We start from the raw sequence: 12,785 nt of genomic DNA, 5'->3' as shown, positions 1-12,785 counted from the left end.
CGTACGGGTGTACCAACAAATTGAGAATAAAAAAGCAGGCCTGTAAGCCGGATTCTGTCATCCGATAAAAAGATCGGATTCCTTATCATTTATCTAAAATTAGCGTTACCACTAATCTTGAGCTGCCTACCCTCCGGCAACGGACGGGCGATCCTTAAATGCCGGTTTACATGGCATTGCACCGCATAGAGTTTACCTGGTTTCACTACAGCATAACCTGTACATTCTTTCTGTTGCACTGGTCCTGATCTCACGATCGGTGGGCGTTACCCACTATACTGCCCTGTGGTGTCCGGACTTTCCTCTCCGAGGTATATGTCGAAGCGATAAGGCGGCCTGCTTCCGGCAAATGTAAGTCAAATTATGTTCATTTCTCAAGTCATTTGTTCATAAAATACACCACGGTCCACTACGATTAGAAATGGGATTTTTATATTTGTAGTTCAATAGATTTTGATGGAACATTTTGTAGTATCAGCACGTAAATACAGGCCTCAAACATTTAAAGATGTTGTTGGACAGCAAGCGATCACCAATACGCTCGCGAACGCTATCCATAACAATCATCTCGCCCAGGCTCTATTATTTACTGGACCACGAGGTGTAGGTAAAACTACCTGTGCGCGTATCCTTGCAAAAATGATCAATCATGATGGCACCCAGGCTCCAGACGAAGATTTTGCTTTTAATATTTTTGAACTGGATGCGGCTTCGAACAACTCGGTAGATGATATTCGAAATCTAATTGACCAGGTTCGTATCCCGCCGCAGGTTGGAAAATATAAGGTCTATATTATAGATGAGGTGCATATGCTATCTGCCTCTGCATTCAATGCATTTTTAAAGACTTTAGAAGAACCGCCAAAACACGCTATTTTTATACTGGCCACGACTGAAAAGCACAAGATAATTCCAACGATCCTGTCTCGTTGCCAGATTTTTGATTTTAAGAGAATTACTGTTACAGATGCGAAGAACTATCTTGGTTATATCGCTGAACAGGAAGGTGTAAAAGCAGAAGATGACGCCTTGCATATTATCGCTCAAAAAGCTGATGGTGCCATGCGTGATGCATTGTCTATCTATGATCGTGTGGTTAGTTTCAGCGGAAATGAGCTTACCAGACAGGCAGTTACAGAAAACCTGAATGTATTGGATTATGACACCTATATGCAGGTCACCGATATGATTCTCGTGAATGATATTCCTCAATTACTTCTGAAATTCAATGACATCCTATCTACAGGGTTTGATGGACATCATTTTATTGCAGGATTGGCATCTCACTTTAGAGATCTACTGGTTTGCAAAGATCAAAAAACCATTCAATTACTAGAAGTCGGAGAACAGACGAAATCCCGTTATTTTGAACAGTCTCAACAAACTTCGCATCAATTTTTGATGGAAGCAATCGAACTGGCAAATTCCTGCGATTTGAAATATAAAACGAGTCAGAATCAAAGATTGCTGGTTGAACTTTGCTTAATGCAACTGGCATCGATCACTTTCGATACTCAAAAAAAAAAGTCTGATCGCAACATAGTCCCTCCGGAACATTTCGCTCAGCATTCGGTTCAGATATCGAACGATAAAAAGGAATTGCTCAGGGAAAATGAGCATGACAGCTCTACTCCTGCTGAAGAAATTAGCCTTCCAGATCCTAAAAAAGCACCAGAATCATGTGCTAAACCAGAAGAGGCATCCTATTATTCGAACGAGAGTCCTTCAGATTCTACGGAAACTTCAGCTGATACTAAGATTTATACTCCTGAAACCAGATCTGAAGCAGTTGCAAATCAAGATTCTTTAAACCTTCCGAAGCAAACATCGAACGCTACTGAAAAAACTGAAGTACAGGAGGTTAGGAAAGTTATTGAAGAGGAACCTGTTAGAACAAAAAAGATTCTTCCGAAGATCAACCGGGAAAAAGTCTCTGGCCTATCTTTAAAAAGTATTGGTAAGAAAAAGGAACTGGCGGAAAAACAAAAAGCGATGTTACCTTTTGAAGAGGTAATGGATGATGAGTTTTCCGAAGTAGATATGGTACGGGAATGGAAAAATTATTCAGAAAAACTGAAGAATAAAGGTGAAAAGATTCTCGCTTCTATTTTCGAATCGCAAATACCCAGCCTTGAAAATAGAGATATTCATCTCACCTTTCCTAATGAAACGATGAAGATCGATCTTGAAAGGGAAGAAAACAGACTGATGAATTTTCTTAAAGCCAGACTTAGAAATACGCATATCCGGCTGATCATTCATGTGGACGAAGCTGTTTCCAAAAAATACGCCTTTACTCCGCAGGAAAAATACGAAAAACTGAAAGAGGCCAATCCTCTACTCGACAAATTGCGAGCAACTTTTGATTTAGATGTATAAATATGTTAGGATTAAAATTACCTACCGACCCGAGATGGGCTGATATTGCTGAGAAAAATATTGAAGAAATTCTTGTTGATCATGCTTATTGTGAACAAAAAGCAGCTTCTACAGCGATCTCCCTCATTGTTAGTTTCCCGGAATATTCAGACCTTGTTAACGCTATGACTGCGCTTGCAAGAGAAGAAATGGGGCATTTCAAAATGGTACACGACCGGCTGCTGAATATGGGTTTCAAAATGGGTTGGGACCGTAAAGATGAATATGTCGTACAACTTTTGAAGTTTTTCCCTAAAGGTGGTAGCAGATCCACTCAACTGGTTCATCGTCTTCTTATCGCTGGTTTGATCGAAGCCCGTAGCTGCGAACGTTTCAGACTACTTTCTGAAGAACTGAAAGATAAAGATCTGGCCAAATTTTACCGGGATTTGATGATAAGCGAAGCGAACCACTATACGATGTTTCTGAAATTCGCCCGGCAATATGGTGAAGACCGGCAAGTAGTAGATCAAAAATGGGAGGATCTACTGGAATTTGAAGCTAAAATCATGAAGGATCTGGGAACAAAGGAAAGCATTCACGGTTAACCTTTTTTCCTCTTAGAATCATTATAAAGAGATTTAATTATGCCATCTGCGAGTCCGATTTTGGGTACATGGATCCAGTTGGCTCGAGCCCATTTCATGGAATTTACGTAGATCTTTGTGGCTGGAATGATCACATCTGCACGGTCATTCTTTAGATCCAGTTCGGTAATTCGCTCCTCGTAAGTATAAGAATTTAGCTTTTCATCGTAGTCTTTCATATACTTCAAACTAAGAGCCTTTCCTTCCTTCTTTCCACTGGTTTTGAAAATATTGTTGATGTTTCCTCCAGAACCTATAAGATCGATATCATTGTAATCCCTGGTAGTTTCTTTAACCCATTCCCGCATTTCTTCCCAGGTATGATGCTCAACGAGATCTTCCATCATTCTAACAGTTCCAACTTTGAAAGATCTGGAAGCAACCGTTTTCCCATGACTATACATGGTGTACTCTGTACTTCCACCACCAACATCTACATATAAATAATTACAATCGTTCTGGATAAGTGCGTGAAGATCTGTAGCGGCAATGATCGCAGCTTCATGCGATCCATCAATGATCTCTATATCAATTCCAGATTTCTCCTTAATTATAGCAGCAATGTCGTTACCATTAGTAGCTTCCCGCATCGCCGAAGTTGCATATGCTTTATACTTTTCTACGCCATGAGATTTCATTAATAGATTAAAGGCATGCATGGTATCGATCATTCGCATAGTATTCTTTTCTGAAACTTTCTTCTTCAGGAACACATCTGCACCTAATCTTATAGGAACACGCACCAGGGATGTCTTCCGAAACATTGGTTCTTTACCCTCTTTTTCGGTAATAGTTGACACCAATAGTCTTACGGCATTGGATCCAATATCTATAGCGGCGAAATTCTTTTGTTTGATCATTCGTAAATTTCAGTTTTTCTTAAATAATAATCATAAAGTGCGAACTGGGATCTTACCTTTTCACCATCGGTACGTCTGTAAGGATTGTCCATACCTCTACAATGTGTTCTGGCTTTCACATTATCGCTCCAGCTAATTTCGAAGGTTTCTATAAGTTCCTGCTTGATATCCTCATCGTAGATTGGACAGGAAATTTCGACCCGTTGATCCAGATTTCTAGTCATAAGGTCTGCAGATGAAATGTAAAGCTTACGATTTCCACCATTCTCAAAAATATAAACTCTTGGATGTTCCAGAAATTTATCTACAATACTAATAGCTTCTATATTATCACTAATTCCTTCGATGCCCGGATTTAAACAACAGATTCCACGAACGATCAATTTAATTTTTACACCGGCTTTACTGGCCATGTATAATTTATCAATTACTCCATTATCTGATAGACTATTTAACTTTAGCCTGATACCTGAAGGTTTTCCATTTTTCGCATTATCAATTTCAGTTTGAATAAGATTATAAATTACATGTCTTGTATAATGTGGCGAAACGATCAAGTGCTTGTACTTGTTTACCTTGTAATTTGTCTCGAAAAATTCAAAGAGCATATCTACTTCCTTTAGAATAGCAGCATCTGCGGTGAACAGCGTATAATCTGTATATAATTTAGAGGTATTTTCATTAAAGTTTCCGGTACTTATAAAACCGTATCTCTTGAGTTTACCTTCTTCTTCACGCTCTATCACACAGGTTTTACAGTGTACTTTCAGTCCTGGAACTCCAAAAATCAAATTCACACCTTCTTCCTGCATTTGTTCGGCGTAACGAATATTCGCCACTTCATCGAACCGTGCTCTCAATTCGATTTGTACGGTTACTTTCTTACCGTTCTTGACAGCGTTGATCAGGGAGCTCGCAATATGGGAAATCTTTGCCAGCCTGTAAATTGTGATCTTTATGGTCTTAACTTTAGGATCCAGTGCTGCTTCTCTCAGGAATTTAACTACATAAGCAAAACTCTGGTAAGGAGTATATAATAAGTAATCCTTTTCAGCAATACCTTTTAGAACGCTAGTTTGGAGAATCAAGCCGGGAATTGGCAAGGGCTCCCGTTTTTCGAATTGTAGCTCTGGCCTCCCCAGACTTGGAAAATCCATATAATCCCTCCTGTTATGATACCTTCCACCGGGAATGATACTATCGGTAGAATCGATACCCATTTTATTCATCAAATAAGTAAGAGTCTCGCTATCAATATTTTTATCATAAACAAAGCGAACAGGATCTCCTTTTATTCGATCCTTTACACTGTCTGAAATCTTTTCAATAAAGCTTTTACTAAGGTCACTATCCAGATCCAGTCCAGCGTCCCGCGTAATTTTAATCATATGAGCTGAAAGACTTTCATAGTCAAAAATATTGAAAATCGTATGCAGGTTATACCGAATAAGGTCATCCAGAAGAATGATGTATTGCTTACCATCATCCTCTGGAAGTACCACAAAACGTTCGATATTGCGCGGGATCTCAATTAAAACATATCGCTTTTCCTTAGTTTTTCTCTTTAAAATCCTGTCTATTCCATCTTTCTGCTCAACTTCCTCGGTCATCACCATCTTCACCGCCAGATATGCTGCAGAATCTTTCAATGACGGCATTTCCGGAAGTTCATTCAGAATAATGGTAACTAGAGCCGGACTTACTTTACTCAGAAAGAAATTTTTGATAAAGTCCTGCTGTTTGTAGGTTACTTCATTCTCATTAATGACATGGATATTATTCTCCTTCAGCTTTTCCTGGATATCTTCGAGGATCTTAAGACTTTCAGATTGTTGATCTATTACAATTTTAGTTATGGCCTCTAGAAGTTTACTCGCCTTGATTCCGCCAAGAACACTTTTGGCAGCTTTCCCGGCAAGATCAATTCGTTTAACGGTTGCGTAACGTACCTTAAAAAATTCGTCAAGGTTATTGGAGAAAATTCCCAGGAATCTCAATCTTTCTATCAAAGGCACTGTTTCGTCTGCCGCTTCCTGTAAAACTCTTGCGTTAAAGCTTAACCAGCTTAGCTCGCGGTTAGTATATTTCTTATTAGCCATAAGGTTTAGCGAAGATTTTTCGGGAACAGATGCAAAATAGTTTTGCCTTGGTTAATATTTTTCCAGGATTCCGTTTCAAAATCGATCACAGTAAGACCGGTCGTTGGAACATTATCGAATTTCTTATCTCCAAGAAAATTTACCAGAATGGTCATGGCAGGATTATGACCAAAAACGATCAATTGATCCCGATCATCTGGACACTCCTGTATTTCTCTGAGTAGTTCATTCTGGTTAAAGGTATAGAGTTCTTCTTTCACCTTGAAATCTGGATCTTTTATATTCAGATTCTTCTTAAATAACTTCGCAGTTTCATGCGCGCGAACGGCGTAACTGGTCCAGAACAAACCACCTTGCTGATAGAAATTCTGGAATTTTTTTAGAACCAGCTCAGCATCTTTATAAGCTCTTTTCTTAAGTGGTCGCTTATGATCCGGAAGTTCATTCGCCCAGGATGATTTACCGTGTCTTACTAAAATTAGTCGCTTCATAAATTAAGGTGCTAAACGTTCGTATTTCCAGGAGTTGGTAGTTTTTTTGTAACGTATCCGGTCATGCAGGCGGCTTTCCCTTCCCTGCCAGAATTCATAAGTTTCTGGTTGGAAAACATATCCTCCCCAGTCTTTTGGCTTCGGAATTTCTTCTGAATCATATTTGTCCTCAAGACTGGATAATTTTTCTTCAAGATACGCCCTCGAAGGAATCACAGAACTTTGATCTGAAGCCATTGCCCCTAACTGACTGCCTTTAGGTCTCGAATGAAAATATTCTTCCGACTCTTCTTCGGAAATTTTTACTGCGGTTCCCTGGATGATGACCTGTTTTTCCATCTCTGGCCAGAAAAATGACAGGCAACAGTTAGGATTTTCAGCCAGTGCCTTACCTTTATCTGAAGAGTAGTTTGTATAGAAATGAAATCCCTCCAGTCCGAAAGCTTTTAATAAAATAATTCGTGACTTTGGGATCAAGTCTTTTCCAACCGTAGCAATGTTCATCGCATTGGCTTCAAGAATGTCTTCTGAGTTATCAGCCTGTTTAAACCACTCCTGAAAAAATTGTAAAGGATCTTCAGGAATAGCATTATCCTCTATTCGATCCTTTTTGTAGGATTTACGATAATGGTTGAGATTTTTGCTCATGTATAGGCCGCTTTTTCTGCAATTTACGAGTTTCGAAAGTAAGATTGAAATGTTTCTGACGGATTCTGGAACATTTAATGTCGGAAATAATAAACATGCATTTTGTCGGATATTGTACACAAATCTTCTTTTTTACCCACAATTCTAAAATTTAACGGACTACAAAATTTTTATTTGCTTTGCAACTGTCAATCAATTGTTTACAGCTTATTTAGTCAATAAATTTAGGTTATTTATTCTGCGACAAATCTTAAATTCCTACAAAATTCTGACAGATGACTTTTTAGATTGCATTTTATTTCCCAGTCTAGGGATTGTATACAGTCTTTGAACGAGATTATAACGCTCTATATCTAAAAAGATGATTATTGCACATTTGAGGCATTTATTCTCTCTAATTTTACTTCAGAATTGCAACTACAGAGTCACCCCCACACTTCTCTAAAGTAGTCTTGCTAAACTGCAAAAGCAATTACTAATAACATATTTAATGTACTCCCCACGTACTATTAAGTGAAGATATTATATATCAATACTTAATGGAAAATTAAGAACAATCTATTTTAAAGTCATAGCTATGTCAAGTAATTCCAAATTTATAACAGCTTTATTGGTTTTCCTTTTCGCATTTACACTGAAAGGAACAGCTCAAGATTATGAGGTAATTAACCTAGAAACCTTATTAAATAGTAAGCAAAGAGCTCAAAAAGTTTCTTCTCAAAAGTCTTCTCTTAATAAAAAAAATACTGACAATTCCTTAAATATTGAAAAGATAGAGACACTAGTATTTGATGTGTCTCCTACAATATATATTCAGGATAATAATGTTCATCAATTCGAAAATACTACACCTATTATGGCAAGTATTGAAGATGACAGTTATCGTATTATCTATACTGAAAACGATCTATTTCAAAATATCGAAATGGTGAAATTACGTTATAACAAGAATAGCAACATAAATATTGATGTTTCAAAAATGAACAGTTTTTCAAGCTTGAAATATTTCTTTATCCAATGTGAATCCTCATGTACTGAAAAGGAATTAGCAAATATTTTCACTAATGCGAAAGGAATTTCTATCCTTTATCAAGTAATCCAGTCCGAATAATAATACTACAAAACGAGTAATATGAAACATTTCTACGTTTACAACAATATTTCTGAAAAATTGAATAGCTATGCGCTATTATTTTTCTTTGGTCTTCTGTGCGCTGGTAGTTTACAAGCCCAGGTTCGTGAAGAATTTGAGCCAAGAGTATCCGAAAACTCAGACAATAAGAAAATCTATAATGTAAATGGAGATTTTACGCTTATTGGAAATTCCAATCTTACACTTCAGTTTTATAATGAAAACCGGTTGAATAGTAACAATACTATGGTTTTCGTGGATACCGACAATAATGATGGAACTGATAACTCATCTAGTGCGGAATTAACTTTTTCTACCGAGAATGGAGCATCATCAGAATGCTCTAATGTAGTTTACGCGGGTTTATACTGGACTGGAAGAGCGAATTCCTCAGTTACTACCAACCGGAAACGTTCGATTAAATTCAGAACACCAAATGGAAATTATCAGGATATTATTGCAGCTCAGAATGAGATACGGTATCCGGGTGATAACAATATGTATGTAGGATATTCTGAAGTTACCGATCTAGTTAAAAATTCTGGCGCTGGTGAGTACTGGGTTGCTGATATTGCTTTAAGTGAAGGTAATGGTGGATCTACGGGATATTATGGGGGCTGGGGAATGGTCGTTGTTTACGAAAATGCCTTAATGAACCCGAGGGATGTAACAATATTCGATGGATATGCCTACGTTCGTGGAAATGCTACCGAGGATTACGAAATTGATGTTGAGGGTTTTAATACTGCTCAAGATGGAGATATCAATATCAAACTGGGATTGATGGCTGGTGAAGGAGATCGAGGTATTTCCGGAGATTATTTTGAAATTAAAAAAAGAAACAACCAGTGGCAGAGACTGTCTCATGATCAAAATTCTAACGGAAACTTCTTCAACTCTTCTATTAATACAGATGGTGATAGAAATCCGGATCTGGTAAATAACACTGGATTGGATATTAGTATGTTCAATGTACCGAACCAGAACAATTCAGTTATTGGCAATAATCAAAGTGAAGCTACCTTCAGGTATGGTACAACGCAAGATACTTACATCATATATTCTCTTGCAATGTCTGTTGATGCCTATCAACCTAAGATCGAAGGGATTAACTCGATTGAATCTATAAATGGCCAACCTTACACCGGCTCGGAATCTGTTCAACCTGGTGATGAAATCACCTACAAGGTTGAATTACGTAATAAAGGTTCAGAAGACCTGGAAAATGTAAAACTGGTTATACCACTACCGTATAATGGAAGTTACGTCGAAAATTCAGGACAAAGCGAGATATTCTACTCACCAACACCTACTCCCAACTCCATTAGTTTTAATAACACTCTTGGTGCAACAGGTTCTGTAGTATGGAATCTGGGTGATCTACCTACCACTGCAGACAATTCAACGGTACTGGCTGAAATAACTTTAAAAATAAAAGTAACTGAAGATTGTGACATCCTTAAATTTTTGAATTGTTCTAGTGAAGCTAGTTTAGATTTTAAAGGATCTCTTAACGGTAAAGGGAAGTTATCTGGAGTAAACTTTGAAAACACAGATTTCATCCAGGGTTTTGATCAGTCTGGAGCCTGTGATGGTCAGCCAATCACAAGATCGTTATCTATACCAATTGATGCACAAAGCTATATTGAAGAAAATTGTTCTGACTCATCGGATAGAAAGAAGTTCAAATTTTGTGACTCACTTACTAATATTCCTGTAAGTGAAATTAGAAATGCATTTCCATCAGGAACAAGATTTTATGATAGTTTCCCAATAGATGCTAATACTATTGAGTATACCACGAACAATCCATTTCCTGTACAAAACGATATGTACAATGCTATTGTACCAGGTACAAATGATTGCTTCATTCCATTTGAAATCGAAGTGGAGTCGATTGATATTTCAATCGAATCAATCAGTGCTACTTGTGATCAGGAAAATGGAAAAGTTTCAATTCTAAATTTCAACTTAAATTATAACTATACGCTTCTTGATGAGGATGGACAAAGTATCCAGCAGTCAATAAATAGTGCTGGAATGTTTACCAACCTTTCCCCAGGAACCTATTCGGTAAGAGTAGACAAAGGTAGTTGTAGTAAAACCTCTGAAGACATTGCCATCGCAAATAGCTCTTCAAGACCTGATGCACCAGTAGTTTCTGCTACAGTGCAACCAACTTGTGAAACTGCAACTGGATCTTTTACCGTATCGACTACTCAAGGATTTACTTATAGTATTGGTGGTGATTACCAAGAAAGCGGATCTTTTACAGGTCTTGCTGCTGGAACATATAATGTAACCGCTAAAAATACTGATGGATGTGAGTCTCAGACTACTTCAGTAGTAATTCAGGAGCAACCAAACACTCCTGATGCTCCCGTAGTTTCTACAACAGTTCAACCGACTTGTGAGACTGCGACCGGATCTTTTACAGTAAATACAGTTAATGGTCTTCAATATAGTATTGGAGGTGATTATCAAACCAGCGGATCCTTTACAGGTCTTAGTGCTGGTACATATCAGGTAACTGCTAGAAATGCTGACGGATGTGTTTCAACAGCTACTTCTGTAACTATAAATCAGCAGCCTAATACTCCTGATGCTCCGGTAGTTTCTTCTACAGTTCAACCGACTTGTGAGACTGCAACCGGATCTTTTACAGTAAATACAGTTAATGGTCTTCAATATAGTATTGGAGGTGATTATCAAACTAGCGGTTCTTTTACAGATCTTGCCGCTGGCACATACAATGTAACTGCTAAAAATACTGACGGATGTCTTTCAACAGCTACTTCAGTAGTAATTCAGGAGCAACCAAACACTCCGGATGCACCAGTAGTTTCTGCTACAGTGCAACCAACTTGTGAAACTGAAACTGGATCCATCACAGTAACGACTGCTCAAGGATTTACCTATAGCATCAATGGAACTGATTATCAATCAAGCGGATCTTTTACGGGTCTTGCCGCTGGAACATATAATGTAACTGCTAAAAATGCTGATGGATGTATTTCGCCAGCTACTTCAGTAGTAATTCAGGAGCAACCAAACACTCCGGATGCTCCGGTAGTTTCTGCTACAGTTCAACCAACTTGTGAGACTGCAACCGGATCTTTTACAGTAAATACAGTTAATGGTCTTCAATATAGTATTGGAGGTGATTATCAAACCAGCGGTTCTTTTACAGATCTTGCCGCTGGCACATACAATGTAACTGCTAAAAATGCTGACGGATGTATTTCGCCAGCTACTTCAGTAGTAATTCAGGAGCAACCAAACACTCCGGATGCACCAGTAGTTTCTGCTACAGTGCAACCAACTTGTGAAACTGAAACTGGTTCTTTTACCGTAACTACAGTTAATGGTCTTCAATATAGTATTGGAGGTGATTATCAAACCAGCGGTTCTTTTACAGGTCTTACTGCTGGAACATATAATGTAACTGCTAAAAATGCTGATGGTTGTATCTCGCCAGCTACTTCAGTAGTAATTCAGGAGCAACCAAACACTCCGGATGCACCAGTAGTTTCTGCTACAGTTCAACCGACTTGTGAGACTGCAACCGGATCTTTTACAGTAAATACAGTTAATGGTCTTCAATATAGTATTGGAGGTGATTATCAAACCAGCGGTTCTTTTACAGGTCTTGCCGCTGGCACATACAATGTAACTGCTAAAAATGCTGACGGATGTATTTCAACAGCTACTTCTGTAACTATAAATCAGCAGCCTATCGGCGCAACTGCCAATAATGATGCTGCTTCTACCAACGAGGACAACATTGTAACTATTAACGTTCTAGCTAACGATACTAATCCAGGAGATGGAAACTTAACAATTGTAGATTTCACTCAGCCTGGAAATGGTTCTGTTACTAAAAATGATGATGATACTTTCGAATATACTCCAAATGAGAATTATAATGGAGAGGATACTTTCTCTTATACAATCACTAATGGAGAGTGTGGTAATTTAACTGCAACTGTAACGATCACTATCAACCCAGTGAATGATGCACCGGTTGCTGTGGACGATTCGGCTACTACTTCTGAAGATACTCCTGTACAGATCGAAGTGCTAAACAACGATTCTGATCCTGATGGAGATGAACTAACCGTTACTGAAGTAACTCAACCAGGAAATGGAACTGCAGTAATCAATACTGACGGAACAGTAACTTATACTCCAAACGAAAACTTCAACGGAACTGATACGTTTACCTATACCATTTCTGATGGGAACGGTGGAACAGATACCGCTACTGTAACCGTAACTATTGGTGCTGAAAATGATGCGCCGGTGGCTGTGGACGATTCGGCTACTACTTCTGAAGATACTCCTGTACAAATCGATGTACTAAACAACGATTCTGATCCTGATGGAGATGAACTAACAATTACTGAAGTAACTCAGCCTGGAAACGGAATTGCAGTAATCAATACTGACGGAACAGTTACTTATACTCCAAACGAAAACTTCAACGGAACTGATACGTTTACCTATACCATTTCTGATGGGAACGGTGGAACAGATACCGCTACTGTAAC

At 38.3% G+C, this 12,785-nt stretch carries 8 protein-coding genes and 1 other RNA gene; 4 read left to right on the top strand and 5 right to left on the bottom strand.

Annotation, left to right across the window (positions count from 1 at the left end; all coding sequences use genetic code 11):
- Positions 1-27: 27 nt before the first annotated feature.
- Positions 28-343: RNase P RNA component class A (rnpB, locus tag ACSHZO_RS08180), an RNA gene on the bottom strand.
- Between the two features lie 113 nt (positions 344-456).
- On the opposite strand from rnpB, the gene ACSHZO_RS08175 reads away from it, so the two are divergent.
- Both ACSHZO_RS08175 and ACSHZO_RS08170 read left to right on the top strand, forming a co-directional pair.
- The gene (locus ACSHZO_RS08175; protein WP_298246989.1) at positions 457-2,379 is read left to right on the top strand and encodes a DNA polymerase III subunit gamma/tau; all 1,923 of its coding nucleotides are present in this window, start codon (positions 457-459) and stop codon (positions 2,377-2,379) included.
- Positions 2,380-2,381: 2 nt separating this feature from the next.
- A complete protein-coding gene (locus ACSHZO_RS08170) occupies positions 2,382-2,966 on the top strand; it encodes a tRNA-(ms[2]io[6]A)-hydroxylase (RefSeq protein ID WP_295180047.1) in 585 nt (194 codons plus the stop codon).
- Here ACSHZO_RS08170 and ACSHZO_RS08165 read toward each other — a convergent pair.
- From ACSHZO_RS08165 to pdxH, 4 genes are read right to left on the bottom strand one after another with little or no spacing between them, the layout of a single operon-like run.
- Positions 2,963-3,865: a Ppx/GppA phosphatase family protein gene (locus ACSHZO_RS08165; protein WP_295180048.1), complete on the bottom strand. Its 903-nt coding sequence runs from the start codon at positions 3,863-3,865 to the stop codon at positions 2,963-2,965. The two genes, ACSHZO_RS08170 and ACSHZO_RS08165, sit on opposite strands and share 4 nt — an antisense overlap.
- Positions 3,862-5,964, bottom strand: coding sequence for a polyphosphate kinase 1 (ppk1, locus tag ACSHZO_RS08160; protein WP_298246988.1), 2,103 nt, complete (start codon positions 5,962-5,964; stop codon positions 3,862-3,864). Before ppk1 ends, ACSHZO_RS08165 begins: the two co-directional genes overlap by 4 nt.
- Before the next feature lie 5 nt (positions 5,965-5,969).
- Complete coding sequence (locus ACSHZO_RS08155) at positions 5,970-6,455, bottom strand: SixA phosphatase family protein (RefSeq protein ID WP_298246987.1); 486 nt, start codon at positions 6,453-6,455, stop codon at positions 5,970-5,972.
- Positions 6,456-6,458: 3 nt separating this feature from the next.
- On the bottom strand, positions 6,459-7,103 hold the full coding sequence (gene pdxH, locus ACSHZO_RS08150) for a pyridoxamine 5'-phosphate oxidase (protein WP_298246986.1): 645 nt from the start codon (positions 7,101-7,103) through the stop codon (positions 6,459-6,461).
- Positions 7,104-7,680: 577 nt separating this feature from the next.
- Between pdxH and ACSHZO_RS08145 the strand changes: the two genes are divergently transcribed.
- The gene (locus tag ACSHZO_RS08145) at positions 7,681-8,214 is read left to right on the top strand and encodes a hypothetical protein (RefSeq protein ID WP_298246985.1); all 534 of its coding nucleotides are present in this window, start codon (positions 7,681-7,683) and stop codon (positions 8,212-8,214) included.
- A 21-nt stretch (positions 8,215-8,235) separates the two neighbouring features.
- Positions 8,236-12,785, top strand: a 4,550-nt coding sequence (locus tag ACSHZO_RS08140; RefSeq protein WP_435066894.1) for an Ig-like domain-containing protein, incomplete at its 3' end; no start/stop codon positions are given.

The organism is Christiangramia sp. 3-2217-3z (assembly GCF_051195275.1).
In the GTDB taxonomy this organism is placed as follows: Bacteria; Bacteroidota; Bacteroidia; order Flavobacteriales; family Flavobacteriaceae; genus Christiangramia; species Christiangramia marina.
The sequence above is the reverse complement of the archived record's forward strand: the minus strand, read 5'-3'. Positions and strand labels throughout refer to the sequence as shown.